Source organism: Pseudomonas sp. 43(2021), from assembly GCF_017490805.1.
Lineage (GTDB): Bacteria > Pseudomonadota > Gammaproteobacteria > Pseudomonadales > Pseudomonadaceae > Aquipseudomonas.
Map to the genome: position 1 here is coordinate 1 of NZ_JAFGYJ010000024.1, position 25,526 is coordinate 25,526.

Sequence of the window (25,526 nt, forward strand, 5' to 3'; positions counted from 1 at the left end):
ACGATGCATCGCCGATGGTAGTGTGGGGTTTCCCCATGTGAGAGTAGGTCATCGTCAAGATTCATTTCGCAAAACCCCTATCTGCGCCTGCAGGTAGGGGTTTTGTCTTTGTGGCGCAAAAACTCCCCGGCATACGCGCCCCCTGTGGGAGCGGGTTCACCCACGAACACCGGCAAAGCCGGTGCCATCCACCGCGTCGCCAGTTTCGCGTGCTCGCCCACAACCTCCACAACTCCCACAATTCGAGCCAGAACACTAGAATAGGCCCACGCACCTACCCAGAAGCGCTATATGCCCAATCCTGTCGAACCTGAAACCCTGGCCCAGTTGCCGCTGGACGAGCTTGTCGCTTGCCATGAATGCGACCTGCTGCTGCGCAAGCCCGTGCTCCAGCATGATGAGAAGGCCCAATGCCCGCGCTGCGGCTACGAGCTCTACGCCCATCGGCACAATGTGGTCAATCGCAGCCTGGCCTTGGTACTCACCGCCTTGCTGCTGTTTGTGCCAGCCAATTTTCTGCCAATCATGCAGCTGCACCTGCTTGGCCAGACATCGGACGATACCGTCTGGAGTGGCGTGCTGGGCCTGTACAACTCGGAAATGCGCGGTGTGGCCGTGGTGGTCTTCCTCTGCAGCATGGCCATACCCCTGGCAAAACTGCTCTGCCAGTTGTTCGTTCTATTGAGCATCCGCCTGAACGTGGGGCGTAACTTTGGCCTGCTGTTCTACCGCATCTATCACCACTTGCGTGACTGGGGCATGCTCGAGGTCTATTTCATGGGCGTGCTGGTGGCCATCGTCAAACTGGTGGACCTGGCCGAACTGACCGTGGGCCTGGGGCTGTTCTGCTTCATCAGCCTGTTATTGATCCAGGTGTGGCTCGAAGTGGTGATGTCACCGCACCAGATCTGGAGTGCGCTATCAGGGGAGGACCTGCATGCGGGCGATTGATGCAGGCATTCTTGTCTGCAATGAATGTCACGAGCTGAACAGGCAACAGCCAGACAGCACTTCACAAACCTGTACACGCTGCGGCGCCATCGTGCATGCCCGTCGGCCGAACAGCATCGCGCGTACCTGGGCGCTGCTGATCGCCGCTTCGATCCTGTACATCCCGGCCAACATGCTGCCGATCATGACCGTGAGCACCCTGGGCCAAGGCAGCCCCGACACGATCATGTCCGGCGTCATCACCTTGCTCAAGCATGGCATGGTGCCGATTGCTGCCGTGGTGTTCATTGCCAGTATCCTGGTGCCCACGTTCAAGCTGGTGGGCATTGGCTTGCTGTTGTACTCCGTTCAGCGTCGGCAACCGCTTTCGGCGCGCCAACGGATATTGATGTACCGCTTCATCGAATTCATTGGGCGCTGGTCCATGCTCGATATCTTCGTCATTGCCATTCTGGTGGCGGTGGTGAATTTCGGCCGAATAGCCAGTGTCGAAGCCAATCTGGGCGCTGTCGCCTTTGCAACTGTGGTGATCCTGACAATGCTTGCCGCTTTAACTTTCGATCCCCGACTGATTTGGGATAACACGGAGTCGGATGACGACCATGAGTGACCTGCCAACGGCTAAAACCCGCCCAGCCTCGAACTGGTCGGCCATCTGGATCCTGCCTTTGATCGCCTTGATGATTGGTGGCTGGCTTGCGTGGCAGGCTTACCGTGATGCCGGTGTGGAAATTGAAGTCCGCTTCGAGTCGGGCGAGGGTATCGTCGCCAACAAGACCGAGGTTATCTACAAGGGCATGCCGGTTGGCAAGGTCGTAAGCCTGGTGCTCGACGCCAAGGGTGAGAACCAGGGGGTGATCGCCACCATCGAGATGAACAAGGCTGCCGAGCCTCATCTGACCAAAGGTACGCGTTTCTGGCTGGTGAAGCCGAGCGTCAGCCTGGCGGGTATTTCCGGCCTTGAGACACTGGTGTCAGGCAACTACATCGCCGTCAGCCCGGGGGAAGGGGAGCGCACCAAGCGCTTTACCGCCTTGAAAGTGGCGCCGCCGCTGTCGGACACCGAGCCGGGCCTGCACCTGACCCTCAAAGCCGAGCGGCTGGGCTCGCTCAACCGTGACAGCCCCGTGTTCTACAAGCAGATCCAGGTTGGCCGGGTTAAAAGCTACCGCCTGTCCGAGGACCAGAGCACCGTCGAGATCAAAGTCTTCATCGAGCCGGCCTATGCCAGCCTGGTGCGCAAGCACACGCGTTTCTGGAACGCCAGCGGCGTCAGCATCGATGCCTCGCTTTCGGGCGTGAAAGTGCGTAGCGAGTCGCTGTCGAGCATTGTCGCCGGTGGTATCGCCTTTGCCACGCCGGAGCACCGCAAGGACAGCCCACCCACCGACTCGAACCTGCCGTTCCGTCTGTATGAGGACTTCGATGCGGCCCAGGCCGGTATTCGGGTAAAGGTGAAGCTGAGCGACTACGAGGGCCTGCAGGCCGGCCGTACACCAGTCATGTACAAGGGTATCCAGGTGGGCTCGCTGAAAGCCCTGACGATGGCTGACAACCTGGCCAGTGCATCGGCCGAGCTGACGCTGGACCCGTTGGCCGAGGACTATCTGGTCGAGGGCACGCAGTTCTGGGTGGTCAAGCCGTCTATTTCCCTGGCGGGTATCACCGGCCTGGAAGCGCTGGTCAAAGGTAACTACATCGCCATTCGCCCCGGTGAGAAGGGGGCGCGGCCCGAGCGTGAGTTCGAGGCCCGCGCCAAGGCGCCACCGCTCGACCTCAAGGCACCGGGCCTGCACATGGTGTTGTTCGCCGACACCCTGGGCTCGCTGGAGGTCGGTAGCCCGGTGATGTACCGCCAGGTGAAGGTGGGTAGCGTGCAGAGTTACCAGTTCGCCCGCCACAGCAACCGCATCCTGATCGGTGTGCATATCGAGAAGGAATACGAAAAACTGGTCAATGGTTCGTCGCGCTTCTGGAACGTCAGTGGTATCACCCTGACGGGCGGCCTGTCGGGCATCAAGATCAAGAGTGAATCACTGCAGACCTTGATGGCAGGTGGTATCGCATTCGACACGCCGCGGCCCGATGTGCAGCTCAAACGCCACATTCCACGCTTCCGCCTGCATGACAGCCAGGAGGCGGCCAACCGTGCAGGGACGTTGATCACCATTCGTGTGGACCGGGCCGATGGCCTCAAGCCGGGCACGGCGATTCGCTTCCGTGGCCTGGATGTGGGCAGCATCGAGAGCGTCGACCTGACCGACGACCTGCAGGCGGTGCTGCTGCGGGCGCGCATTACCGAAGCGGCGGACCGTATCGCCCGCGTCGGTACGCAGTTCTGGGTGGTCAAGCCAGCCTTTGGCCTGGTGCGCACGCAGAACCTCGATACCCTGGTGGGTGGGCAGTACCTGGAAGTGCAGCCGGCAGCCAAGGACCGCGGCCCGCAGCGCGATTTCATCGCCTTGGCCGACGCCCCGCAGGTGGCCGGGCCGGAAGTCGGCCTGCCGTTGACGCTAAGCGCCCCGCGCCGTGGCTCGATCAAGCCGGGTGTGCCGGTGACCTACCGTGAGGTTGCGGTGGGCAAGGTGACGGGCTTCGAGTTGGGCCAGAGCGCTGACCGTGTGCTGATCCATATCCTGATCGAGCCGCGCTACGCAGCCTTGGTGCGCAGCGGCAGCCGCTTCTGGAACAGCAGCGGCTTTGGTTTCGACTGGGGACTGTTCAAGGGGGCTACGGTGCGTACCGAGTCGGTGGAGACCCTGATCGACGGCGGTATCGCCTTCGCCACGCCGGATGGCGAGCAGATGGGCAACCCGGCACGGCCGCAGCAGACCTTTGCCTTGTTCGACAAGGCCGAGGATGAATGGCTGCAGTGGGCGCCGAAGATTCAGATTGCCAAGTAACATAGGGCAGGGCTACCAAACATGGCCCTGCTTTTTTGTGTGGGAGCGGCCTTGTGTCGCGAAAGGGTCGCAAGGCCGCTCCCACAGAAGGCCGCCCCCACCGAGGGGGCGCAAACACAAATCGCAGGCAACAAAAAGCCGACCCTAGGGTCGGCTTTTCGACTAGCGCGTCGCTTAGGCAGCTGCAGCTTCTTTCAGCGCCTTGATGTGGCCATTCAGACGGCCTTTGTGACGAGCAGCCTTGTTCTTGTGGATGATGCCCTTGTCGGCCATACGGTCGATTACAGGCACAGCCAGAACGTAAGCGGCTTGCGCTTTTTCGGCGTCTTTTGCGTCGATGGCTTTGACTACATTCTTGATGTAGGTGCGGACCATGGAACGCAGGCTGGCGTTGTGGCTGCGACGCTTCTCAGCCTGTTTTGCACGTTTCTTGGCGGAAGGTGTGTTGGCCACCGTCGAGCTCCTCGAAAGACTTTAGGTAAATAGCAAACAAAATAGGCCGCGAATCATGCCGATCAGTCGAACGGATGTCAAGGCCACCTGCAAGGTTCCGCCGAGCGGTGCGCCAACAAGAGGGAAATATTCCTTTCTGCTGCGCGACCTGTAAACTCGGGAATTTTTGGCTCCCCTGCGAAGGCGCGGGAGTATCGCACATTCGGATGCTGTCTGGCAGCGTCCTCTGCCCTTGGCGTGAATCTTTTCGATGAACCTGCTCAAATCCCTGGCTGCGGTAAGCTCGATCACCATGATTTCGCGGGTGCTGGGCTTTGTCCGCGACACCATCCTGGCGCGTGTTTTCGGCGCCGGCATCGCCACCGATGCCTTCTTCATTGCCTTCAAGCTGCCCAACCTGCTGCGGCGCATCTTTGCCGAGGGCGCTTTTTCCCAGGCCTTCGTGCCGATCCTGGCCGAATACAAGACCCAGCAAGGCGAGGAGGCGACCCGCACCTTCGTTGCCTATGTCAGCGGTCTGCTGACCCTGGCTCTGGCGCTGGTGACCGCCGTTGGCATCCTGGCGGCGCCGTGGGTGGTGTGGGCGACCGCGCCGGGCTTTGTCGACAGCGCCGAAAAATACGAGCTGACCACCGCCCTGTTGCGGGTGACTTTTCCTTATATATTGCTGATCTCGCTGTCCTCCCTGGCCGGGGCGATCCTCAATACCTGGAACCGTTTCTCGGTGCCGGCCTTTACTCCGACCCTGCTGAACGTGGCGATGATCGCCTTCGCCGTGCTGCTCACGCCGTATTTCGACCCGCCGATCATGGCCCTGGCCTGGGGCGTGCTGGCCGGTGGCCTGGCGCAGTTGCTGTACCAGCTGCCAGCGTTGAAGAAGATCGGCATGCTCGTGCTGCCACGCCTGAACCTGCGCGATGCCGGCGTGTGGCGGGTACTCAAGCAGATGTTGCCGGCGATCCTCGGGGTGTCGGTGAGCCAGATCTCGCTGATCATCAACACCATCTTTGCCTCCTTCCTGGTGGCTGGCTCGGTGTCGTGGATGTACTACGCCGACCGCCTCATGGAGCTGCCTTCCGGCGTGCTGGGCGTTGCCTTGGGTACCATACTGCTGCCGACCCTGGCCAAGACCTACGCCAACAAGGACCGCGAAGAATACTCGCGGATCCTCGACTGGGGCCTGCGCCTGTGCTTCCTGCTGGTGCTGCCCTGCACCCTGGCCCTGGCCATCCTCGCCGAGCCATTGACCGTGGCGCTGTTCCAGTACGGCAAGTTCACCGCCGTCGACGCAGCCATGACCCAGCGGGCGCTGATCGCCTATTCCGTGGGCTTGCTGGCGATCATTCTGGTCAAGGTACTGGCACCCGGCTTCTATGCGCAGCAGAATATCCGTACACCGGTGAAGATCGCGGTATTCACCCTGGTCTGCACCCAACTGTTCAACCTGGCCCTGATCGGTCCGCTCGCGCATGCCGGCCTGGCCCTGGCGATCAGCCTGGGGGCCTGCCTGAACGCCGGCCTGCTGTTCTGGAAGCTGCGCAGCCAGCAGCTGTTCCAGCCGCAGCCAGGCTGGGCGATGTTCCTGCTCAAGCTGGTGCTGGCGGTGGGGCTGATGTCGGCGGTATTGCTGGCCGGCATGCATTTCCTGCCGGCCTGGGAGCAGGGCAACATGCTCGAGCGCCTGGTGCGTCTGGGGGCTCTGGTGCTGGCGGGCGTCGTGACCTATTTCGGCTGCCTGTACCTGTGCGGCTTCCGGCCCCGGCATTTCGCCCGCAAGGCCTTGCACTGAGGCATCGGGCGGGTCAGGCGTCGGTTTTTCGCATTCCACGCCGCCCTTGGGCGCTGCTGCCTGTCACCGGCGCCCGGGTGTGGTTATAATCGGCCACTTTATGAGCAAGAAGCGCGTTATGCAGCTGGTTCGAGGTCTTCACAACCTGCGCCCCGAGCACCGGGGCTGTGTCGCCACCATTGGCAACTTCGACGGGGTTCACCGCGGCCACCAGGCGATCCTGGCGCGCCTGCGCGAGCGCGGCCAGGCCTTGGGCCTGCCGACCTGCGTGGTGATCTTCGAACCGCAACCACGCGAGTACTTCGCCCCCGACACCGCACCGGCCCGCCTGGCCCGCCTGCGCGACAAGATCGAGCTGCTGGCGGCCGAAGGCATCGACCGGGTACTGTGCCTGGCATTCAACCAGCGCCTGAGCAAACTCAGCGCCGACGCCTTCGTCAAGGCCATCCTGGTCGACGGCCTGGGTGTACGCCACCTCGAAGTGGGCGATGACTTTCGCTTCGGCTGCGACCGCGCCGGCGACTTCGCCTTCCTGGTTGGCGCCGGCGAGCAGTACGGTTTCACCGTCGAGGCCGCCAACACGGTGATCCAGGATGGCCTGCGGGTCAGCAGCACCGAAGTGCGCAAGGCCCTGTCCGAAGGCAACTTCGAGCTGGCCGAGCACCTGTTGGGCCGCCCGTACCGCATCACCGGCCGCGTGCTGCATGGCCAGAAGCTGGCCCGCCAGCTCGGCACACCTACCGCCAACATCCAGCTCAAGCGCCGCCGCGTGCCGCTGTCCGGGGTCTACCTTGCCAGCATCGAAATCGACGGCAAGGCCTGGCCGGGTGTCGGCAATATCGGCGTGCGTCCCACCGTGACCGGTGACGGGCGCCCGCACCTGGAAATTCATCTGCTGGACTATGCCGGCGACCTGTATGGCCGGCGCCTGACGGTGGAGTTCCACCACAAGCTGCGTGAAGAGCAGCGATTCGCCTCCCTGGAGGCGCTGAAGTCGGCGATCGATGCGGATATCGCCGCCGCACGTGCACATTGGCACGCTCAACCGCTAACGAAGAGCCTGAAATGACCGACTACAAAGCCACGCTTAACCTTCCGGACACCGCCTTCCCCATGAAGGCCGGCCTGCCTCAGCGCGAACCGCAGATCCTGCAGCGCTGGGACAGCATTGGCCTGTACCAGAAGCTGCGCGAAATTGGCAAGGATCGTCCCAAGTTCGTCCTGCACGACGGCCCGCCCTATGCCAACGGCAAGATTCATATCGGTCATGCGCTGAACAAGATCCTCAAGGACATGATCGTCCGTTCCAAGACCCTGGCCGGCTTCGATGCACCGTATGTGCCGGGCTGGGACTGCCATGGCCTGCCGATCGAGCACAAGGTCGAGGTCACCCACGGCAAGCACCTGTCCGCCGACCGCACCCGCGAGCTGTGCCGCGAGTACGCCGCCGAGCAGATCGAAGGGCAGAAGACCGAGTTCATCCGCCTGGGCGTGCTGGGTGACTGGGACAACCCGTACAAGACCATGAACTTCGCCAACGAGGCCGGCGAAATCCGCGCCCTGGCCGAAATGGTCAAGCAAGGCTTCGTGTTCAAGGGCCTGAAGCCGGTGAACTGGTGCTTCGATTGCGGTTCGGCCCTGGCCGAGGCCGAAGTCGAGTACGCCGACAAGAAATCGCAGACCATCGACGTTGCCTTCCCGGTTGCCGATGAGGCCAAGCTGGCCGCAGCCTTCGGCCTGGCTTCGCTGGCCAAGCCGGCCGCCATCGTGATCTGGACCACCACCCCGTGGACCATCCCGGCCAACCAGGCGCTGAACATCCACCCGGAGTTCAAGTACGCCCTGGTCGACACCGGCGAGCGCCTGCTGGTACTGGCCGAAGAGCTGGTCGAGTCGTGCCTCAAGCGCTACAGCCTGGAAGGCTCGGTCGTCGCAACCGCCCAGGGCTCGGCGCTGGAACTGATCAACTTCCGCCACCCGTTCTACGACCGCCTGTCGCCAGTCTACCTGGCCGACTACGTCGAACTGGGCGCCGGTACCGGCGTGGTGCACTCCTCGCCAGCCTACGGTGAAGACGACTTCGTCACCTGCAAGCGCTACGGCATGGTCAACGACGAGATCCTCACCCCGGTGCAGAGCAACGGCGTGTATGTCGAGTCGCTGCCCTTCTTCGGCGGCCAGTTCATCTGGAAGGCCAACCCGGCCATCGTCGAGAAGCTGAGCGAAGTCGGCGCGCTGATGCACACCGAAACCATCAGCCACAGCTACATGCACTGCTGGCGCCACAAGACCCCGCTGATCTACCGCGCTACCGCGCAGTGGTTCGTGGGCATGGACAAGCAGCCGACCACTGGCGAGCCGCTGCGTGAGCGCGCGCTGAAAGCCATCGAGGACACCAAGTTCGTCCCGGCCTGGGGCCAGGCGCGCCTGCATTCGATGATCGCCAACCGCCCGGACTGGTGCATCTCGCGTCAGCGCAACTGGGGCGTGCCGATCCCGTTCTTCCTGCACAAGCAGACCGGCGAGCTGCACCCGCGCACCGTCGAACTGATGGAAGCCGTGGCCAAGCGCGTCGAACAGGAAGGCATCGAGGCCTGGTTCAAGCTGGACGCCGCCGAACTGCTGGGCGCTGAAGCCGAGCAGTACGACAAGATCACCGACACCCTGGACGTGTGGTTCGACTCGGGTACCACCCACTGGCACGTGCTGCGTGGTTCGCACGACATCGGCCACGCCACCGGCCCGCGTGCCGACCTGTACCTGGAAGGTTCCGACCAGCACCGCGGCTGGTTCCACTCGTCCTTGCTGACCGGTTGCGCCATCGACGGCCACGCGCCGTACCGCGAGCTGCTGACCCACGGCTTCACCGTGGACGAGAACGGCCGCAAGATGTCCAAGTCGCTGGGTAACACCATCGAGCCGGAAAAGGTCAACAACACCCTGGGTGCCGACATCCTGCGCCTGTGGGTAGCCGCCACCGACTACTCCGGTGAAATGGCCGTTTCCGAGCAGATCCTGCAGCGCAGCGCCGATGCCTACCGCCGTATCCGCAACACCGCGCGCTTCCTGCTCTCCAACCTGTCCGGCTTCAACCCGGCCAGCGACCTGCTCAAGCCGGAAGAGATGATCGCCCTGGACCGCTGGGCGGTGGACCGTACCCTGCTGCTGCAGCGCGAGCTGGAAGAGCACTACGGCGAATACCGCTTCTGGAACGTCTACTCGAAGATCCACAACTTCTGCGTGCAGGAGCTGGGTGGCTTCTACCTCGACATCATCAAGGACCGCCAGTACACCACCGGCGCCAACAGTGTCGCCCGCCGTTCCTGCCAGACCGCGCTGTACCACATCAGCGAGGCACTGGTGCGCTGGATCGCGCCGATTCTGGCGTTCACCGCCGATGAAATCTGGCAGTACCTGCCGGGCGAGCGCAACGAGTCGGTGATGCTCAACGGCTGGTACCAGGGCCTGACCGAGCTGCCGGAAGGTACCGAGCTGGACCGCGCCTACTGGGACCGCGTGATGGCCGTCAAAGCCGCGGTCAACAAGGAGCTGGAAAACCAGCGTACCGCCAAGGTCATCGGCGGCAACCTGCAGGCCGAAGTCACCCTGTACGCCGACGAAGGCCTGAGCGCCGACCTGGGCAAGCTGGGCGACGAACTGCGTTTCGTGCTGATCACCTCGGCCGCCAGCGTAGTGCCATTCGCACAGGCACCGGCCGAAGCCGTGGCCACCGAAGTCGAAGGCCTCAAGCTGCAAGTGGTCAAGTCCGGTCACGCCAAGTGCGGCCGCTGCTGGCACTTCCGCGCCGACGTCGGCAGCCACCCGGAGCACCCGGAAATCTGCGGTCGTTGTGTCGACAACCTGAGCGGTTCCGGCGAGGTGCGCCACTATGCCTAACCCTGCAGCGGGGCGCTTCGGGCGCCTTGCATGGCTTTGGCTGAGCCTGGTGGTACTGGTCCTCGACCAGGCCACCAAGCTGTATTTCAACAACGCCCTGACCATGTACCAGCAGATTGTCGTGATCCCTGACTACTTCAGCTGGACCCTGGCCTACAACACGGGCGCGGCCTTCAGCTTCCTGGCGGAAAGCTCCGGCTGGCAGCGCTGGCTGTTTGCCCTGATCGCCGTGGTGGTCAGTGCCGTGCTGGTGGTGTGGCTCAAGCGCCTGGGGCGCAACGAAACCTGGCTGGCCGTGGCGCTGGCGCTGGTGCTGGGTGGCGCGATCGGCAACCTGTACGACCGCGTCGTGCTTGGCCATGTGGTCGACTTCATCCTGGTGCACTGGCAGAACCGCCATTACTTCCCGGCCTTCAACCTGGCCGACAGCGCCATCACCGTTGGTGCGGTGATGCTGGCGCTGGATATGTTCAAGAGCAAGAAGTCCGAGGATCAGGTCCATGACTGACACCCGTATCGGCCAGAACACCGAAGTCACCCTGCACTTCGCGCTGCACCTGGAAAACGGCGACACCGTCGACAGCACGTTCGACAAGGCCCCAGCCACCTTCAAGGTCGGCGATGGCAACCTGCTGCCAGGTTTCGAGAACGCCCTGTTCGGCTTCAAGGGCGGTGACAAGCGCACCGTCGTGGTGGCCCCGGAGAACGCCTTCGGCCAGCCCAACCCGCAGAACGTGCAAGTCATGCCGCGGTCCCAGTTCCAGGGCATGGAGTTGTCCGAAGGGCTGTTGATCATCTTCAACGACGCCGCCAACACCGAGCTGCCGGGTGTGGTCAAAGCGTTCGATGACGACCAGGTGACCATCGACTTCAATCACCCACTGGCTGGCAAGACCCTGACCTTCGAGGTGGAGATCCTCGAGGTGAAGGCCCTGTAAGCCTGGAGCCGAGCATGCAAATCAAACTCGCCAACCCTCGCGGCTTCTGCGCGGGGGTCGACCGGGCGATCGAGATCGTCAACCGCGCGCTGGAAGTCTTCGGCCCGCCGATCTATGTGCGTCACGAAGTGGTGCACAACAAGTTCGTGGTGGAAGACCTGCGCAACCGTGGTGCCATCTTCGTCGAAGAGCTGGACCAGGTGCCGGACGATGTCATCGTCATTTTCAGTGCCCACGGCGTTTCCCAGGCCGTGCGCCAGGAAGCCGCTGGCCGTGGCCTGAAAGTGTTCGATGCCACCTGCCCGCTGGTGACCAAGGTGCACATCGAAGTGGCCAAATACAGCCGCGACGGCCGTGAGTGCATCCTCATCGGCCACGAGGGGCACCCGGAAGTCGAAGGCACCATGGGCCAGTATGACGCCAGCAACGGCGGCGCCATCTACCTCGTCGAAGACGAGGAGGATGTTGCCAACCTGCAGGTGAAAGACCCGGACCACCTGGCATTCGTCACCCAGACCACGCTGTCGATGGACGACACCAGCCGCGTCATCGACGCCCTGCGTGCACGCTTCCCGAACATTGGCGGCCCGCGCAAGGACGACATCTGCTACGCCACCCAGAACCGCCAGGACGCGGTCAAGCAACTGGCGGACGAGTGCGACGTGGTACTGGTGGTCGGCAGCCCGAACAGCTCCAACTCCAACCGCCTGCGCGAGCTGGCCGAGCGCATGGGCACCCCGGCTTACCTGATCGACGGTGCCGAAGACCTGCAACGTGGCTGGTTCGACCAGGCGGCGCGGATCGGCATCACCGCCGGTGCTTCGGCCCCCGAAGTGCTGGTGCGTGGCGTGATCGAGCAGCTCAAGGCCTGGGGCGCCAGCGGCGCTGAAGAGCTGGATGGGCGGGAAGAGAACATCACCTTCTCCATGCCCAAAGAGCTGCGGGTTCGGTCGCTGATCTGACACGGCCCGCACCTGGGGGCTGTTTTATGTGGGAGCGGCCTTGTGTCGCGAAGGGGCCGCTCCCACAGCGACCGCGCATGCTAGCTGGAAGTGCATTGGGAGTTTTTTGGCTCTCCCGTGAGTACCCTGACCCTGCCAGTGGATGCCATCACCACTTGATACTGGCTGGTTGCAGTCAAGCGCTCGCAAACCTCCATCGTTGAAGCAAGCCAATTTTGGTTTTTCCCCAGCGGCACCCCTTGCGCACTGAATTTCAGCTGCACACCGCGATTACTCGTGATCTTCAGCGGCCGTGAAAGACGCTGCTCGCGCAGCACCTGCTGGTTATGCTCCAGCACCACCCGCCAACCATTCCCCCAATTACCGTCCAATGCCTGCACCAGTACCGGCTGGCTTTGCAGCACGGCATGGCTGCGCGCACTGCGCAGCGCCTGCGCCAGGTCACGGGCGGCCGCCGCCCTGTGCAGGTCATCGCTCAACCTGGCATAGGCCGGCATGCCGAGCTGCGTCAGCAACATGGCCACCGCCAAGGCCGACAACATTTGAATCAGTGTTACACCTCGTTGCTTCACCGTGCATTCCTCCCTGGAAGTGCTTGGCTGTAGCTTCACGGTCGTTGGACCAGCGGTCCAGTCGCCCGGGTTCAATGCAATTGCGGGAAAAGTCGCAGGAGGTGCAGTGATGCGCGCAAGGCAATGGGGCATGACGCTGCTGGAGGTGCTGTTGGCAATGGTGGTCGTGGCCGTGGGCGGGTTTGCAGCGGCAGGGCTGCAACTGCAGGCATTGCAGGCTACCGACAGCGCACACCGCGAAGGGCAGGCGGCGTTGGCAGCGCACAGTGAGCGTGAACGGAGCAGGCGGTGAGGCGCCTCCAGGGTGGTTTCGGCTTGCTCGAGCTGACGCTGGCGCTGTCCATCGGCGTGATGTTGCTGGCGGCGGCCAGCCAGCTCTTTGCCTCTGCTCACCAGGCTTGGCGCCTGCAACGTACGGCAGTGCGCATGCAGGATGAGGCGCGGCTGGCATTGCTGCGCATGGCGCAGGATATCCGCATGGCGGGGATGTTTGGTTGCCTGCGGATCGCGCCAGGTGACTTCAAGGCCGCGAGCGCACAGCAGGCATTCGCCCGCCCGCTGGAAGTTGATACCAGCACCCTGAGCCTGGTGGTGGCGGAGTTGCCGGGACAGGCTGGCAAGAGTGACTGGCTTTTGCAGACGGACTGTATCGAGAAGGTGGTCGTGCAAGCAGAGCGCGATGAGCGATACCCGTTGGCGTACCCCATCAGCAAGTACGTTTATCAGCTTCAGGGCAATGTGCTGAAGTTCAAGCGAGGAACAAGCTTTCAGCCGTTGGTGGAGAATGTGCGAGCGGCGCGTTTCGAACGTGTGCAAACGTCGCAGGGAGAGCGAGTGGATATCGCCCTGACGTTATACGAGCCCACGCTCAGGATCGAACAACGTCATGCACTGAGTGTGGCGTTGCGCAACCCGGTACCGGGGCGATGAAGCGTCAACGCGGTGTCGTGTTGCTGTTGGCGCTGGTGTTGAGCCTGCTGCTAGGTGTGCTGACGGCCTCGGCCCTGCGCGAAGCCGTGGTTGAGACACGCATGGCCGGCGACATGCGCGATGGCCTGCTGGCATTTGAAGAGGCTGAGGCCACCTTGCAGGCAGGGGCGAGCGAGCTTGAGCGGGCACCCCCTGATCCATGCACAGCTTGCCTTCCGCCAACCCGGCCGCATGATCTGCCGGGGCAGTGGCAGCACACGGCATCCGGTTACTTCCATATACAGAACCTGGGACCCAGTACTCGCGCCGCACACATGCCGGAAGGGCAGCAGGTCACCCTGTTCCGGATAACTGCCGTCAGCCGGCAAACCCAGTCACGCCATGTACTGGAAGCCGTCTACGCCGTGGCCGGCGACACAACCCGGCGCATCACCTGGCGGCAAAGATTGCGAGGAGACTGACATGCAGCAAGGCTTGAGCCTGATCGAGTTGTTGATTGTGCTGGCCGTGACCGGCATTCTGGCAGCCATTGCCTACCCCAGTTACAGCGACCAGCTACGGCGAGCCGCGCGCAGCGAAGTGGTTGGCCTGCTGCATGATGCCGCCCTGCGCCTGGAGCGCCACCGCCTGCGCACTGGCCAATACGCCGAGGGCGACCCGGCCTTGCCCGACGGTACCCGCTATTACAGCCTGCAGGCCCGGCGCGACAGCGACACCTTCACGCTGCGCGCCCGGCGGCTGCCGAGCGGGCTGATGGCGCAGGACCGCTGTGGCGATTTCCAGCTCGACCAGGCCGGCGTGCAGCGCAATCCGGGGGCCGTTGCCGGCAGCGAGCACTGCTGGGGAAGCTGAAGGTTGAATGATGCCCGGTGCATCGCGGATTTACTTCAGGTGTTGGATCGACAGATGAGCAAGCAAGTAGTGGTGGTCGGCGGCGGGGTGATCGGCCTGCTGACGGCATTCAACCTGGCGGCCAAGGTCGGGCAGGTGGTGGTGTGTGATCAGGGTGAAGTCGGCCGCGAATCGTCCTGGGCCGGCGGTGGCATCGTCTCGCCGCTGTACCCGTGGCGCTACAGCCCGGCCGTGACCGCCTTGGCACACTGGTCGCAAGACTTTTATCCACAGCTGGGCGAGCGCTTGTTCGCCAGCACCGGCGTCGACCCCGAAGTGCACACCACCGGCCTTTACTGGCTCGACCTGGACGACGAGGCCGAAGCGCTGGCCTGGGCCGAGCGTGAGCAGCGGCCGCTGAGTGCCGTGGATATCTCGGCGGCCTATGACGCGGTGCCGGTGCTGGGCCCGGGCTTCAAGCGGGCCATCTACATGGCTGGCGTGGCCAACGTGCGCAACCCGCGCCTGGTGAAGTCGCTCAAGGCGGCATTGCTGGCGTTGCCCAACGTGACCTTGCGTGAGCACTGCCAGATTACCGGCTTCGTCCAGCAAGGCGGTCGCGTGACCGGTGTGCAGACGGCAGACGGCGTGCTGGCGGCGGATGAGGTGGTGCTCAGTGCCGGTGCCTGGAGTGGCGACCTGCTGCGCACGCTTGGCCTTGAGCTGCCGGTGGAGCCGGTGAAGGGCCAGATGATTTTGTTCAAGTGTGCCGAAGACTTCCTGCCGAGCATGGTGTTGGCCAAGGGGCGCTATGCGATCCCGCGGCGTGACGGGCATATTCTGGTGGGTAGCACGCTGGAGCATGCCGGTTATGACAAGACTCCGACCGAGGAGGCGCTGGAAAGCCTGAAGGCGTCGGCGGTGGAGTTGTTGCCTGAGCTCGAGGGGGCCACGGTGGTGGCGCACTGGGCCGGGCTGCGGCCAGGGTCGCCGGAAGGTATTCCGTACATCGGGCCGGTGCCGGGGCATGCGGGGTTGTGGCTGAACTGCGGGCATTACCGCAACGGGCTGGTGCTGGCGCCGGCTTCGTGTCAGCTGTTTACCGACCTGCTTACCGGGGCAGCGCCGATCATTGACCCGGCGCCGTATGCGCCAGCCGGGCGGCTGGGCTGAGGGCCTCTTCGCGGGTAAACCCGCTCCCACAGGTACATCACAGGTTTCGAAAACTGTGCGATCCCTGTTGGAGCGGGTTTACCCGCGAAAGGGCCGGAGCGGCCAGTAGATATTTCAGCCGGTAATGGGGGCTTGCAAGTGCCGGCTTGGGTAATGCTGCTCATACACCTTGCACACCCGCAGTACCTGCTCATCGGCAAAGCGCCCGGCCACCACCTGCAGCCCCACCGGCAACCCCTCGCGGGTGAACCCGCACGGCACCGAAGCCGCCGGCTGCTGGGTCAGGTTGAAGGGATAGCTGAACGGCGTCCATTCCATCCACTGCGTCATCCCCGACCCCGGCGGCACATTGTGCCCGGCCTCGAATGCCACCAGCGGTAGCATCGGCGATACCAGCACGTCATGTCGCTGGTGGAAGGCATTCATCTTCGCGATCAACTCTGCGCGTGCCTCCAGGGCCTGGGTGTATTCGCCAAGGCTGATTCGCGCACCCTGTTCGGCAATCCAGCGCAGCCCTGGGTCAAGCAGCGCCCGCTGTTCATCGCTGAACGCACTGGCCAACCGCGCCGCCCCGGCAAACCACAGGGTATTGAACGTCTCCAGCGGGTCACTGAACCCTGGGTCGACTTCCTCAACCTGTGCGCCCAGCCGTGCCAGGCGCTGCACGGCCTGGGCCACCAGTGCCTGGACCTGCGGGTCGACCTGCACGTAACCGAAGTTGGCACTGTAGGCGATACGCAGGCCGCTTAGGTCCTGTTCCTGGCCCAGCCACGGCGCCTGCCTGGGTGCGCCGGCCAACCCGTCACGGGCATCGGGGCGGGCTACGCAGTCGAGCATCAGTACCGAATCGTCGACGGTGCGCGTCATCGGCCCCAGATGCGACAGCACGGTCATGGCACTGGCCGGCCATTGCGGTACGTGGCCGAAGGTCGGCTTGATGCCGAAGGTGCCGGTAAAGGCGCAAGGGATGCGAATCGAGCCGCCGGCGTCGCTGCCCTGGTGCAGTACGCCCAGGTTCAACGCGGCTGCCGCCGCAGCGCCACCGGACGAGCCGCCGGCGGTCAGCCGGGTGTCCCAGGGGTTGCGGGTGATGCCGTACAGCGGGTTGTCGGTCACCCCCTTCCAACCGAACTCTGGCGTGGTGGTCTTGCCCACCAACACAGCGCCGGCTTCGCGCATGAAGGCTGTGAAGGGCGCATCGACTGCCCACGGGCCGGCGCCCGAGGTGGTGCGCGAGCCCTTGCGTGTGGGCATGCCACGGGTCAGGGTCAGATCCTTGATCGAGGCGGGTACGCCATCCAGCCGGCCGCAGGGCTCGCCACGCTGCCAGCGCTGTTCGCTGGCGTGGGCGGCGACGCGGGCACCTTCGCCGTCGACATGGCAATAGGCGTTGACTGCCGGGTTGTGTAGGTCGATGCGCGCCAGCACATCGTCGATCACCTCGACCGGTGACAGTTGGCGGCGCTGGTACAACTCGAGCAGTTCGACGGCGGTGAACTCGCCAATCGCGGTTTTCTGGGTCATCTCAACGGGCTCCCGGGTTGGCGGCCTGGAGCATGGCGCGCAGCAGCACGTCGCAGCCATCGGCCAGGTCCTGTGGCGCGGCATTTTCGATTTCGTTGTGGCTGATGCCGCCTTCGCAGGGCACGAAGATCATCCCGGCCGGGCCCAGTTCAGCGAGGAAGATCGCGTCGTGGCCGGCGCCGCTGACGATATCCATGTGGCTCAGGCCCAGCTCCCGCGCGCCTTGGCGCACGGCGTCCACGCACTGCTCGGCGAAGTACAGCGGCGGGAAGTCGGCGGTTGGCGTCAGCTCGTAACTCAACCCGTGCCTTGCCGTGCTGGTTTCAATGGCCGCGCGTACTTCGCTGACCATGGTGGCGAGGTGCTCGGGGTCGAGGTGGCGCAGGTCGATGGTCATCTGCACCTGGCCGGGGATGACATTGCGCGAGCCCGGGTGCAGGTTCAGGCAGCCGACGGTGCCGCAGGCATGCGGCTGGTGGGCGTGGGCCACGCGGTTGACCGCAGCCACCACCTCGGCGGCACCGACCAGGGCATCCTTGCGCAGGTGCATCGGAGTGGGGCCGGCATGGGCCTCGACGCCGGTCAGTACCAGGTCGAACCACTTCTGCCCCAGGCAGCCTTGGACCACGCCAATGGTGGTGCGCTGGTCTTCCAGCACCGGGCCTTGTTCGATATGCGCCTCGAAGTAGGCACCGACGGCATGCCCGGTGGGCACGCGTGGGCCGGCGTAACCGATGCGTTGGAGTTCCGCACCTACCGACAGGCCCTGGTCGTCGACCTTGGCCAAGGTCTCCTGCAGGCCGAACTTACCGGCGAACACCCCCGAGCCCATCATGCACGGCGGGAAGCGCGAGCCTTCCTCGTTGGTCCATACCACCACTTCCAGCGGGGCTTCGGTGGTCAGGTCCAGGTCGTTCAGGGTGCGCAACACCTCGAGGCCGGCCATGACCCCGTAGCAGCCGTCGAACTTGCCACCGGTGGGTTGGGTGTCGATGTGGCTGCCGGTCATCACTGGCGGCAGGGCCGGGTTGCGCCCGGGGCGGCGGGCGAAGATGTTGCCGATGGCGTCGATGCTGACCGTGCAGCCGGCGTCTTCGCACCAGCGCACGAACAGGTCACGGGCCTGGCGGTCGAGGTCGGTCAGGGCCAGGCGGCATACGCCACCTTTGGCGGTGGCGCCGAGCCGTGCCAGGTCCATCAGCGATTGCCAGAGGCGTTCGCGGTTGACCAGCGGGCCCTGGCCGAGCAGGTGCTGCGAGGGAACGATGCGGGTGTTCATGGTTCATCTCTCCTGAAATGACTGGGTTGCTTGTACTGGCCTCTTCGCGGGCTTGCCCGCTCCCACAGGGACATCACTGCCTTCAGGTGTGGGAGCGGGTTTACCCGCGAAGAGGCCAGTACAGGTAAACGAGGCCTGTATCAGGCACTCAGGGCCAGGTAACGGTTCTTGATGCTCGGGTCCTCGCGGAACTGCGCCGCACTGCCCTGGTAGGCGACGCGGCCCTGTTCCAGCACGTAGTGGCGGTCGGCGAGGGCATCGCAGACCATCAGGTTCTGCTCCACCAGCAGAATCGACAGGCCTTCGTCCTTGATCCGCCGCAGAATCCTCACCAGTTCGTCGACGATCACCGGGGCCAGGCCTTCTGTGGGCTCGTCAAGGATCAGCAGCTTGGGGCCGTTGAGCAGGGCGCGGGCGATGGCCAGCATCTGCTGCTCGCCGCCGGACAGGGCGAAACCGCCGTTGCGGCGCCGTTCCTTCAGCCGCGGGAACATGCTGTACACGTCTTCCAGCTGCCAGCGGCTGTCCTTGCGAACGGCAATCCTCAGGTTCTCCTCCACGCTGAGCTGGCGAAAGATGCCGCGGTGCTCCGGCACCAGGGCAATGCCGAGCCGGGCGATATCGAAGATTTCGCGGCCGACCAACTGCTGGCCGTTGAAGCTGATCTGCCCCTGCCGTGGGCGGACGATGCCGAGGATGCTGCGCAGGGTAGTGGTCTTGCCGGCGCCATTGCGCCCCAGCAGGGTCACCAGTTCGCCAGCTTCGACCTTGAGCGAGACGCCTTCGAGCACATGGCTCTTGTCGTAGTAGGAATGGATCGAATCGACGTTGAGCATCAGGCGGCCTCTCCAAGGTAGGCGGTGCGGACACGCTCGTCGTTGCGCACCTGTTCAGGGGTACCCTCGACCAGGATCTGGCCGTGGCTCATCACCGTGATGCGCTGGCTGATCGACATGACGATGCTCATGTTGTGCTCGATCAGCAGCACGGTGTGGTCGCGGCCGAGGTCGCTGATCAGATCGGTCATCACCGGTATGTCGTCGATGCCCATGCCCGAAGTGGGTTCGTCGAGCATCAGCAGGGTGGGTTTGGCGCAGATCGACATACCCACCTCCAGCACCCGTTGCTGGCCGTGCGACAGCTCGCCGGCCAGGGTCTCGGCGCGGGCGGCAAGCTTCAGGCGCTCCAGCACCTGGTCGGCGGTGTCCCAATGGCTGCGCTTGTGCTCGACGCTGCGCCAGAAGTTCAGAGCACCCAGGCCATCGCGGCCCTGGGCGGCCAGGCGCAGGTTCTCGCGCACCGACAGGTTCTGGAACAGGCTGGTGAGCTGGAACGAACGGGCCATGCCCAGCGCCACGCGCCCGTGGGACGGCTTGCGGATGATGTCCTGGCCGTTGAACAGGATCTTGCCCGCAGTGGCCTGGCGCTCGCCGGTCAGGCAGTGGAACAGGCTGGTCTTGCCGGCGCCGTTGGGGCCGATGATGGTGTGGATGGAGCCGGCGCGAACCTTGAGGTCGACACCCGCAACCGCCTTGAACGGCCCGTAGGCCAGCTCGAGCTGGCGGGTTTCCAGGAGGTAGTCGCTCATCACAGGGTCTCCTTGGTCTTGGCCTGGGGTTTGTCATTGGCATTGCGGTTAGCCAGCAGGCGCTTGCCCAGTTCGGCCAGGCCGCCCCACAGGCCGCCACGCATGAACACCACCACCAGGATCAGGATCACCCCCAGCAGCATCAGCCAGCGCGGCCACAGCTCCGACAGCACATCGCCCAGCAGCACGATGGCGCCGGCCCCCAGCAGCGAGCCGAACAGCGAGCCGGTGCCGCCGACGATGGTCATGATCAGGATGTTCTCGCTCATCATCAGGTCGATGTTCGACAGCGGCGCAAAGTGCAGCAGCATGGCGTACAGCGCCCCGGCGATACCGGTGATGGCGCCCGACAGCATGAACACCAGGATCTTGAAGTGGCGGGTGTCGTAGCCGATGGCTGCGGCGCGGGTCTCGTTTTCGCGGATGGCCAGCAGGGTGCTGCCGAATGGCGAGCGGATCACCCGCAGGGCGCCGGCAAAGATCAGCAGGAACAGTACCGCGACGAACACATAGAAGTGCCGTGGGTCGGCCAGGTCGACCAGCACATGGCCGGCGATTTCGATGTTGGGCCGGGGCACATCGAGCAGGCCGTTGTCACCGCCGGTCCAGCCGCTGAGGGTGTAGGCCAGAAAGTAGGCCATCTGGCTGAAGGCCAGGGTCAGCATGACGAAGTAGATACCCGTGCGGCGGATCGCCAGGGCGCCTACCAGCAGCGCCAGGAAGGCACCGAACACGGCTGCGCCAAGCAGCGCGGCGAACATGCCCCACTGCAGGTGGATCATCAGCAGCGCCGCGCCATAGGCGCCTACGCCAAAGAAGATGCCCTGGCCGAACGACAGCAGGCCGGTGTAGCCGAGCAGCAGGTTGCAGGCCAGCGCCGCCAGGGCAAAGATCAGGATCTCGGTGGCCAGGGTGGCCGATGGCAGCAGCAGCGGCAGTGCCACCAGGCTGGCGACCACCAGCAACAGCAGGGCCGGGGCGCGGCCCTTGGCGACCGGCAAAGGGTTTTTCTCACTCATCTCAAGCTCTCCCGAACAGGCCATAGGGGCGGACCAGGATGACTGCGGCCATGGCGCCGTAGATCATCAGGCTGGCGCCTTGCGGCCAGAGGCTGGTCATCATGCTTTGCACCACACCCACCAGCAGGCCGCCGACCAGGGCACCGCCGAACGAGCCCATGCCGCCGATCACCACCACCACGAAGGCGATGCCGAGGATTTCCGGGCCGACGAAGGGCTGGGCGCCACGCAGCGGTGCGAACAGCACGCCCGCCACGCCGGCCAGGCCCACGCCCAGGGCGAAGGTCAGGGAGAACAGGCGGAAGATGTTGGTGCCCAGCAGCGACACGGTTTCGGTGCTTTCGCTGCCGGCCCGCACCAGGGCGCCGAAGCGGGTGCGCTCCAGCAGCAGCCACAGGCCAAGGCCGATCAGCGCGGCGAAACCGATCAGGAACAGCCGGTAGTAGGGGTAGATGAAGTCACCGATGATCAGCACCCCGCGCAACTCCGGCGGCACGGCAATGTTCTTGCCCACCGGGCCCCAGATCAGTACCGAGGCTTCCTGGATGATCAGCGCGATACCGAGGGTGACGAGGATCTGGAAGGTGTGGGGCAGGTGGTAGATGCGCTTGATCAACAGGCGCTCGACCGCCCAGGCCAGCGCCGCCACCACCAGTGGTGCGATCAGCAGGGCCAGCCAGAAGTTGCCGGTAATGGCGACGGCGGTGTAGCACAGGTAGGCGCCCAGCAAGAAGAACGCGCCGTGGGCGAAGTTGACGAAGTTGAGCAGGCCGAAAATGATCGTCAGGCCCACGGCGATGAGGAAGTAGATCATCCCCAGGCCCAGGCCGTTGAGCAGTTGGAACAGGTACAAATCGAGCATGAGCGTGCCCTCGACAGCGCGCGTTGCGGCTGCCTGTACGAGTGTTTGTGACTGACGCCGTGGCTTCAGGCCAGGGCGCAACCGGTGTGGTCGACTTCGACGAACGAACGGCCCGAGCTGATGACTTCGGCCAGGTCGTCCTCGTCGCGCATCTGCCCCTGGGGCTTGCCGCGCAGCAAGTAGTAATCCTTGAGCACCTGGTGGTCGCCCGGGCGGATCAGTTCTTCGCCGGTAGGGCCCTGGAAGCGCATGCCCTGCAACGCCGCGGATACGGCGGCGCCATCAAGGCTGCCGGCCTTGATGATGGCTTCGAGCATGACCTTGGTGCCGATGTAGTCGGCCGCCAGCGGGTAGTTGGGGTTGATGCCATAGGCCTTGCGGGTGGCAGCGACCAGCTGCTTGTTCAGTGGGGTATCGACCTGGTGCCAGTACTGTGCGCCCAGGTACACGCCTTCGAGCACGTCGCTGCCCAGCTCCTGGAACTGGTCGAGGCCGGCGGACCACACAATCAGCACTTTCATGCGCTCCTTGATGCCGAAGTTCACTGCCTGGCGCAGGGCGTTGGACGCCTGGCTGCCGAAGTTGAGCAGCACCAGCACGTCGGGCCTGGCGGCGATGGCGTTGGTCAGGTAGCCGGAAAACTCCTGCTCCTGCAGCGAGTGGTAGCTGTTGCCGATGTGTTCCACGCCGAGCTCGGCGAACACCTTGCGGGCGTTGTCCAGCAGGGCATCGCCGAACACGTATTGCGGGGTGATGGTGTACCAGCGCTTGGCCTGTGGCAGCTGACGGATCATCGGCACCAGCGTTTCGCGGATGGCGCCGTAGGTGGGCACCGACCAGCGGAAGGTCGAGGCATTGCAGTCCTTGCCGGTGATTTCGTCGGCGCCGACCGGGGTCATGAACACGCCACCGGCCTTGTGGATTTCCTTCGACACCGCCAGAGCCGAGGACGACAGCGTGCAGCCCTGGAAGAAGCGGGCGCCATCCTGGCCGATGGCTTCCTGCACCTTGCGCACCGCCTTGCCGGCGTTGCCTTCGGTATCGATGACCTTGTACTTGAGCGGGTGGCCGAGCAGTTGCGGGTATTCGGCGATGGCCAGGCGCGAGCCCATGTCGGCGTACTTGCCGTAGCTGGCGAAGGCGCCAGACATGGACTTGAGCCCATAGAAGGTCAATGGTTGGTCGGCGAATGCCCGGTGCGCCCCCAGGGGGAGGCTCCCTAAGGCACCCAGGGCAAGGCCTGCCTTGAGCAGGGTACGTCTTTGCATGAGTAACTCCTTGGTTGTGGTTATTAGGCAGGAGTGGCAATGACAAAGCGGGTACGGCCGGGCCTGTGTGCAGGCCTCTTTCCAGGCGGATCAGTGGTGGTGTTCGAACTCCAGCAGGAAGTTGCGGGCAACCTCGCCTTCCAGCGCGGTCATGTGGTGTTCGGCGTCGCACATGTGTTCGTGCATCAGCCGGCGTACGGCAGGCTCGTCGCTGGCGCGCAGGGCGATGAGCAATTGCTTGTGGTAGGCGATGTTGGCAGCGGCGAACTGCTGGCGCTTGGGCAGGTATGCCTTTTTCAGCACCACCAGGTCGCGTAGCAGGTCGTTGAGGAACACCGCCATGAAACGCAGCAACGGGTTGGGGCAGCGGTCGGCCAGCAGGGTGTGGAATTCCAGCTCTGCCAGGCGCTGTTCGCGCTGGCCTTCCTCGCTGTCTTCCGGGGCGCTGCAGAAATCGATGTTGGCCTGCAGCGCGGCGTAGTCGGCTTCGCTCAGCTTGCCCATGACCGATACCGCCAGCTCCACCTCGATGACCTTGCGCAGCTGGTAAACCTGTTCGCCGTCCAGGTGCTGGAAATGCAGGTAGTTACGCAGCGCGCGGCTGGCAGGTTCAGTGCCCACTTCATTGAGGTAGGCGCCGCCGCTCGGGCCGGTGCGGGTGCTGACCAGGCCCTCGACCTCCAGGGCCTTGAGCGCTTCGCGGGCGGTACCCTTGGAGCATTCGAAATGTTCCATCAGCTCACGCTCGGTGGGCAGGCGGTCGCCGGGGTGCAGCGCTTCGGTGACGATCGAGCGTTTTACCGATTCGACGATCACATCGGACAGCTTCTGGCGTTTGCGTTTGGGTTTGAGCATTTCGCTATTTTTCATATTTATGCGGATAAATAGGATTTAGCGAGTTTTGCCGAGGTGGGTCAATGCTGGCGGCGGGGGTGGGGTCGCAAATGGTGCGAAAGGGTCGGGGAGGGATAAGTGAAGTCCGGATTCACCACACAACCTGTGGGAGCGGCTTTAGCCGCGAACACCGGCGCAGCCGGTGCCATGCACCGCGTTGGATTCTTCGCGGCTAAAGCCGCTCCCACAGGGTACGCGGGGCCATCTCCCACAGGGTACTGTGTTCAGTTCTGGCGGCCTGGGCCCTGTTGCAGGTGTGCCTGGCTGCAATACCACTCGTTGCCCTGCTGCAGCGCCCGGTCATTGGGCAGGTGCACGCCGCAATGGGCGCAGCGCACCATCTTCAGCGGCGCATCCAGCTTGGCCTCGGGGTGCGACTGTTGGCTGGCTTTGAACTTGCGCCACAGCCAGAACGCGGCGGCGATCAGGGCGATCCAGAAAAGTAGGCGAACCATGGTGTCCAGCTTGTCGGTTGAAGAAGCCGACAGTCTAGGACGCGGCCAATAAAAAAGGGAGGCCCAAGGCCTCCCTTTCATGTACCGCTGCGTATCAGTCGAACAGACCAAAGGTCATGTAGCTGAACCAGGAGCGGTCCTTCTCGGCTTCCTTCGGCCCTTCCGGCACGATCGGGTCACCGTTCTCGTCTGTCGGCAGCAGCTCACGCGGCATCTCGTCGCGTGCGTCCTGGAACTGCTTGACCACGTCCTGGTTGGCGCGGGTTTCGCCCGGCGGCAGCGGGGTGTCGGTTTCGATCAGGCCCAGGGTGGCCTTGGACAGCCAGCCGCGGCCGTCAGACTCGGTCTGCTTGGGCTGGAATTCGCCATCGACCAGGCTCGGGTGGTCCGGGTAGTTGAGCTTGAGGGTTTCCAGGCTGGTGGCGGCCAGTTCGTCCAGGTGCATCTTCTGGTACGCCTCGACCATCACCGCCAGGCCGTCGCCGACCGATGGGGTTTCCTGGAAGTTCTCCACCACGTAACGGCCACGGTTGGCAGCGGCTACATAGGCCTGGCGGCTCAGGTAGTAGTCGGCCACATGGATTTCGTACGAGGCCAGCAGGTTGCGCAGGTAGATCATGCGCTGCTTGGCGTCGGGCGCGTAACGGCTGTTGGGGAAGCGGCTGGTCAGCTGGGCGAACTCGTTGTACGAGTCGCGTGCGGCACCCGGGTCACGCTTGGTCATGTCCAGCGGCAGGAAGCGCGCCACCAGGCCACGGTCCTGGTCGAACGAGGTCAGGCCCTTGAGGTAGTAGGCGTAGTCGACGTTCGGGTGCTGCGGGTGCAGGCGGATGAAGCGCTCGGCGGCCGACTTGGCAGCCTCGGGCTCGGCGTTCTTGTAGTTGGCGTAGATCAGCTCGAGCTGCGCCTGGTCGGCATAGCGGCCGAACGGGTAGCGCGACTCCAGGGCCTTGAGCTTGTTCACGGCACTGGTGTAGCTGGAATTGTCCAGGTCAGCTTGCGCCTGCTGGTACAGCTCGGCCTCGCTGAGGTTCTCGTCAATCACTTCTTTATTGGAGGAACAGGCCGCGGTGAGCCCGAGGATGGCGATCAGCAGCAGGTGTTTCACTTGCATGGCGGCTTGCGTCCCTTTGACGGCCGCTGTCTTGGGCGGTGCCGTCCTGTTATGATGAGCGCCCCGGCCAACCCCGGGACAAAAGAAGTCGTATTTAACCACAAGCTCGCAGCCGAAACCAAAG

Annotated in this window: 26 protein-coding genes; 14 read left to right on the top strand and 12 right to left on the bottom strand. The window is 64.0% G+C overall.

The window, feature by feature from the left end; all coding sequences use genetic code 11:
• Positions 1-291: 291 nt before the first annotated feature.
• The 3 genes from J5M71_RS19750 to J5M71_RS19760 are packed head-to-tail and all read left to right on the top strand — an operon-like array spanning position 292 to position 3,854.
• A complete protein-coding gene (locus tag J5M71_RS19750; RefSeq protein ID WP_207835425.1) occupies positions 292-951 on the top strand; it encodes a paraquat-inducible protein A in 660 nt (219 codons plus the stop codon).
• Positions 938-1,561, top strand: a complete 624-nt coding sequence (locus tag J5M71_RS19755; RefSeq protein ID WP_015268842.1) for a paraquat-inducible protein A — start codon at positions 938-940, stop codon at positions 1,559-1,561. The genes J5M71_RS19750 and J5M71_RS19755 overlap by 14 nt, the downstream gene beginning before the upstream one ends.
• Positions 1,554-3,854 (top strand): MlaD family protein, encoded by a 2,301-nt coding sequence (locus J5M71_RS19760; RefSeq protein ID WP_207835435.1) that lies wholly within the window; start codon positions 1,554-1,556, stop codon positions 3,852-3,854. Before J5M71_RS19755 ends, J5M71_RS19760 begins: the two co-directional genes overlap by 8 nt.
• A 174-nt stretch (positions 3,855-4,028) precedes the next feature.
• Here J5M71_RS19760 and rpsT read toward each other — a convergent pair whose 3' ends face one another.
• A complete protein-coding gene (gene rpsT, locus J5M71_RS19765) occupies positions 4,029-4,307 on the bottom strand; it encodes a 30S ribosomal protein S20 (RefSeq protein WP_003247625.1) in 279 nt (92 codons plus the stop codon).
• Positions 4,308-4,557: 250 nt separating this feature from the next.
• Here rpsT and murJ point away from each other — a divergent pair, with 250 nt between their 5' ends.
• The 6 genes from murJ to ispH all read left to right on the top strand — a co-directional run bounded on the left by murJ (position 4,558) and on the right by ispH (position 11,893).
• Positions 4,558-6,096 carry a murein biosynthesis integral membrane protein MurJ gene (gene murJ, locus J5M71_RS19770; protein ID WP_207835438.1) on the top strand — a complete coding sequence of 513 codons (1,539 nt, stop codon included), beginning with the start codon at positions 4,558-4,560 and terminating at the stop codon, positions 6,094-6,096.
• Positions 6,097-6,214: 118 nt separating this feature from the next.
• Positions 6,215-7,165 carry a bifunctional riboflavin kinase/FAD synthetase gene (ribF, locus tag J5M71_RS19775; protein WP_207835440.1) on the top strand — a complete coding sequence of 317 codons (951 nt, stop codon included), beginning with the start codon at positions 6,215-6,217 and terminating at the stop codon, positions 7,163-7,165.
• The gene (gene ileS, locus J5M71_RS19780; RefSeq protein ID WP_207835448.1) at positions 7,162-9,993 is read left to right on the top strand and encodes an isoleucine--tRNA ligase; all 2,832 of its coding nucleotides are present in this window, start codon (positions 7,162-7,164) and stop codon (positions 9,991-9,993) included. Before ribF ends, ileS begins: the two co-directional genes overlap by 4 nt.
• Positions 9,986-10,501 (top strand): signal peptidase II, encoded by a 516-nt coding sequence (gene lspA / locus J5M71_RS19785; protein ID WP_207835451.1) that lies wholly within the window; start codon positions 9,986-9,988, stop codon positions 10,499-10,501. The genes ileS and lspA overlap by 8 nt, the downstream gene beginning before the upstream one ends.
• Positions 10,494-10,931: an FKBP-type peptidyl-prolyl cis-trans isomerase gene (gene fkpB, locus J5M71_RS19790; protein WP_207835462.1), complete on the top strand. Its 438-nt coding sequence runs from the start codon at positions 10,494-10,496 to the stop codon at positions 10,929-10,931. The genes lspA and fkpB overlap by 8 nt, the downstream gene beginning before the upstream one ends.
• 14 nt (positions 10,932-10,945) lie before the next feature.
• Positions 10,946-11,893: a 4-hydroxy-3-methylbut-2-enyl diphosphate reductase gene (gene ispH / locus J5M71_RS19795; RefSeq protein WP_087503395.1), complete on the top strand. Its 948-nt coding sequence runs from the start codon at positions 10,946-10,948 to the stop codon at positions 11,891-11,893.
• An 80-nt stretch (positions 11,894-11,973) separates the two neighbouring features.
• Here ispH and J5M71_RS19800 read toward each other — a convergent pair whose 3' ends face one another.
• Positions 11,974-12,465 (bottom strand): GspH/FimT family pseudopilin, encoded by a 492-nt coding sequence (locus tag J5M71_RS19800; RefSeq protein WP_207835472.1) that lies wholly within the window; start codon positions 12,463-12,465, stop codon positions 11,974-11,976.
• A gap of 109 nt (positions 12,466-12,574) precedes the next feature.
• Here J5M71_RS19800 and J5M71_RS19805 point away from each other — a divergent pair, with 109 nt between their 5' ends.
• The 5 genes from J5M71_RS19805 to thiO are packed head-to-tail and all read left to right on the top strand — an operon-like array spanning position 12,575 to position 15,399.
• Positions 12,575-12,757: a prepilin-type N-terminal cleavage/methylation domain-containing protein gene (locus tag J5M71_RS19805; protein ID WP_207835474.1), complete on the top strand. Its 183-nt coding sequence runs from the start codon at positions 12,575-12,577 to the stop codon at positions 12,755-12,757.
• A complete protein-coding gene (locus J5M71_RS19810; RefSeq protein WP_207835476.1) occupies positions 12,754-13,395 on the top strand; it encodes a pilus assembly protein PilW in 642 nt (213 codons plus the stop codon). The genes J5M71_RS19805 and J5M71_RS19810 overlap by 4 nt, the downstream gene beginning before the upstream one ends.
• Positions 13,392-13,856, top strand: coding sequence for a hypothetical protein (locus J5M71_RS19815; protein ID WP_207835478.1), 465 nt, complete (start codon positions 13,392-13,394; stop codon positions 13,854-13,856). Before J5M71_RS19810 ends, J5M71_RS19815 begins: the two co-directional genes overlap by 4 nt.
• Position 13,857: 1 nt before the next feature.
• On the top strand, positions 13,858-14,247 hold the full coding sequence (locus J5M71_RS19820; protein ID WP_207835480.1) for a type IV pilin protein: 390 nt from the start codon (positions 13,858-13,860) through the stop codon (positions 14,245-14,247).
• Positions 14,248-14,301: 54 nt separating this feature from the next.
• Positions 14,302-15,399, top strand: coding sequence for a glycine oxidase ThiO (gene thiO, locus J5M71_RS19825; RefSeq protein ID WP_207835490.1), 1,098 nt, complete (start codon positions 14,302-14,304; stop codon positions 15,397-15,399).
• A gap of 114 nt (positions 15,400-15,513) precedes the next feature.
• Here the strand turns inward: thiO and J5M71_RS19830 are convergent, their stop codons facing one another.
• The 10 genes from J5M71_RS19830 to J5M71_RS19875 all read right to left on the bottom strand — a co-directional run bounded on the left by J5M71_RS19830 (position 15,514) and on the right by J5M71_RS19875 (position 25,402).
• Positions 15,514-16,923, bottom strand: coding sequence for an amidase (locus J5M71_RS19830; RefSeq protein WP_207835492.1), 1,410 nt, complete (start codon positions 16,921-16,923; stop codon positions 15,514-15,516).
• Between the two features lies 1 nt (position 16,924).
• Positions 16,925-18,202 (bottom strand): Zn-dependent hydrolase, encoded by a 1,278-nt coding sequence (locus J5M71_RS19835; RefSeq protein WP_233688118.1) that lies wholly within the window; start codon positions 18,200-18,202, stop codon positions 16,925-16,927.
• A 140-nt stretch (positions 18,203-18,342) separates the two neighbouring features.
• Positions 18,343-19,038, bottom strand: a complete 696-nt coding sequence (locus J5M71_RS19840) for an ABC transporter ATP-binding protein (RefSeq protein ID WP_047934069.1) — start codon at positions 19,036-19,038, stop codon at positions 18,343-18,345.
• Positions 19,038-19,790, bottom strand: coding sequence for an ABC transporter ATP-binding protein (locus J5M71_RS19845; RefSeq protein WP_039614950.1), 753 nt, complete (start codon positions 19,788-19,790; stop codon positions 19,038-19,040). The genes J5M71_RS19840 and J5M71_RS19845 overlap by 1 nt, the downstream gene beginning before the upstream one ends.
• Positions 19,790-20,809, bottom strand: coding sequence for a branched-chain amino acid ABC transporter permease (locus tag J5M71_RS19850; protein ID WP_039614951.1), 1,020 nt, complete (start codon positions 20,807-20,809; stop codon positions 19,790-19,792). Before J5M71_RS19850 ends, J5M71_RS19845 begins: the two co-directional genes overlap by 1 nt.
• Before the next feature lies 1 nt (position 20,810).
• Positions 20,811-21,671, bottom strand: a complete 861-nt coding sequence (locus J5M71_RS19855) for a branched-chain amino acid ABC transporter permease (RefSeq protein ID WP_063911143.1) — start codon at positions 21,669-21,671, stop codon at positions 20,811-20,813.
• Between the two features lie 65 nt (positions 21,672-21,736).
• Entirely contained in the window at positions 21,737-22,939 is a 1,203-nt protein-coding gene (locus J5M71_RS19860) for an ABC transporter substrate-binding protein (RefSeq protein WP_063911144.1), read from the bottom strand.
• A 90-nt stretch (positions 22,940-23,029) separates the two neighbouring features.
• Positions 23,030-23,794 carry an FCD domain-containing protein gene (locus J5M71_RS19865; protein ID WP_207835496.1) on the bottom strand — a complete coding sequence of 255 codons (765 nt, stop codon included), beginning with the start codon at positions 23,792-23,794 and terminating at the stop codon, positions 23,030-23,032.
• Between the two features lie 263 nt (positions 23,795-24,057).
• Complete coding sequence (locus J5M71_RS19870) at positions 24,058-24,288, bottom strand: PP0621 family protein (RefSeq protein ID WP_046617024.1); 231 nt, start codon at positions 24,286-24,288, stop codon at positions 24,058-24,060.
• A 94-nt stretch (positions 24,289-24,382) separates the two neighbouring features.
• On the bottom strand, positions 24,383-25,402 hold the full coding sequence (locus J5M71_RS19875) for an outer membrane protein assembly factor BamD (RefSeq protein ID WP_063911146.1): 1,020 nt from the start codon (positions 25,400-25,402) through the stop codon (positions 24,383-24,385).
• Between the last annotated feature and the right edge of the window lie 124 nt (positions 25,403-25,526).

Excerpts from the sequence above, each read along its gene's own strand:
- J5M71_RS19750 (WP_207835425.1), top strand. The coding sequence starts at position 292 with ATGCCCAATCCTGTCGAACCTGAAACCCTGGCCCAGTTGCCGCTGGAC.
- J5M71_RS19755 (WP_015268842.1), top strand. The coding sequence starts at position 938 with ATGCGGGCGATTGATGCAGGCATTCTTGTCTGCAATGAATGTCACGAG.
- J5M71_RS19760 (WP_207835435.1), top strand. The coding sequence starts at position 1,554 with ATGAGTGACCTGCCAACGGCTAAAACCCGCCCAGCCTCGAACTGGTCG.
- murJ (WP_207835438.1), top strand. The coding sequence starts at position 4,558 with ATGAACCTGCTCAAATCCCTGGCTGCGGTAAGCTCGATCACCATGATT.
- ribF (WP_207835440.1), top strand. The coding sequence starts at position 6,215 with ATGCAGCTGGTTCGAGGTCTTCACAACCTGCGCCCCGAGCACCGGGGC.
- ileS (WP_207835448.1), top strand. The coding sequence starts at position 7,162 with ATGACCGACTACAAAGCCACGCTTAACCTTCCGGACACCGCCTTCCCC.
- lspA (WP_207835451.1), top strand. The coding sequence starts at position 9,986 with ATGCCTAACCCTGCAGCGGGGCGCTTCGGGCGCCTTGCATGGCTTTGG.
- fkpB (WP_207835462.1), top strand. The coding sequence starts at position 10,494 with ATGACTGACACCCGTATCGGCCAGAACACCGAAGTCACCCTGCACTTC.
- ispH (WP_087503395.1), top strand. The coding sequence starts at position 10,946 with ATGCAAATCAAACTCGCCAACCCTCGCGGCTTCTGCGCGGGGGTCGAC.
- J5M71_RS19805 (WP_207835474.1), top strand. The coding sequence starts at position 12,575 with ATGCGCGCAAGGCAATGGGGCATGACGCTGCTGGAGGTGCTGTTGGCA.
- J5M71_RS19815 (WP_207835478.1), top strand. The coding sequence starts at position 13,392 with ATGAAGCGTCAACGCGGTGTCGTGTTGCTGTTGGCGCTGGTGTTGAGC.
- J5M71_RS19820 (WP_207835480.1), top strand. The coding sequence starts at position 13,858 with ATGCAGCAAGGCTTGAGCCTGATCGAGTTGTTGATTGTGCTGGCCGTG.
- thiO (WP_207835490.1), top strand. The coding sequence starts at position 14,302 with ATGAGCAAGCAAGTAGTGGTGGTCGGCGGCGGGGTGATCGGCCTGCTG.
- J5M71_RS19830 (WP_207835492.1), bottom strand. The coding sequence starts at position 16,923 with ATGACCCAGAAAACCGCGATTGGCGAGTTCACCGCCGTCGAACTGCTC.
- J5M71_RS19835 (WP_233688118.1), bottom strand. The coding sequence starts at position 18,202 with ATGAACACCCGCATCGTTCCCTCGCAGCACCTGCTCGGCCAGGGCCCG.
- J5M71_RS19840 (WP_047934069.1), bottom strand. The coding sequence starts at position 19,038 with ATGCTCAACGTCGATTCGATCCATTCCTACTACGACAAGAGCCATGTG.
- J5M71_RS19845 (WP_039614950.1), bottom strand. The coding sequence starts at position 19,790 with ATGAGCGACTACCTCCTGGAAACCCGCCAGCTCGAGCTGGCCTACGGG.
- J5M71_RS19850 (WP_039614951.1), bottom strand. The coding sequence starts at position 20,809 with ATGAGTGAGAAAAACCCTTTGCCGGTCGCCAAGGGCCGCGCCCCGGCC.
- J5M71_RS19855 (WP_063911143.1), bottom strand. The coding sequence starts at position 21,671 with ATGCTCGATTTGTACCTGTTCCAACTGCTCAACGGCCTGGGCCTGGGG.
- J5M71_RS19860 (WP_063911144.1), bottom strand. The coding sequence starts at position 22,939 with ATGCAAAGACGTACCCTGCTCAAGGCAGGCCTTGCCCTGGGTGCCTTA.
- J5M71_RS19865 (WP_207835496.1), bottom strand. The coding sequence starts at position 23,794 with ATGCTCAAACCCAAACGCAAACGCCAGAAGCTGTCCGATGTGATCGTC.
- J5M71_RS19870 (WP_046617024.1), bottom strand. The coding sequence starts at position 24,288 with ATGGTTCGCCTACTTTTCTGGATCGCCCTGATCGCCGCCGCGTTCTGG.
- J5M71_RS19875 (WP_063911146.1), bottom strand. The coding sequence starts at position 25,402 with ATGCAAGTGAAACACCTGCTGCTGATCGCCATCCTCGGGCTCACCGCG.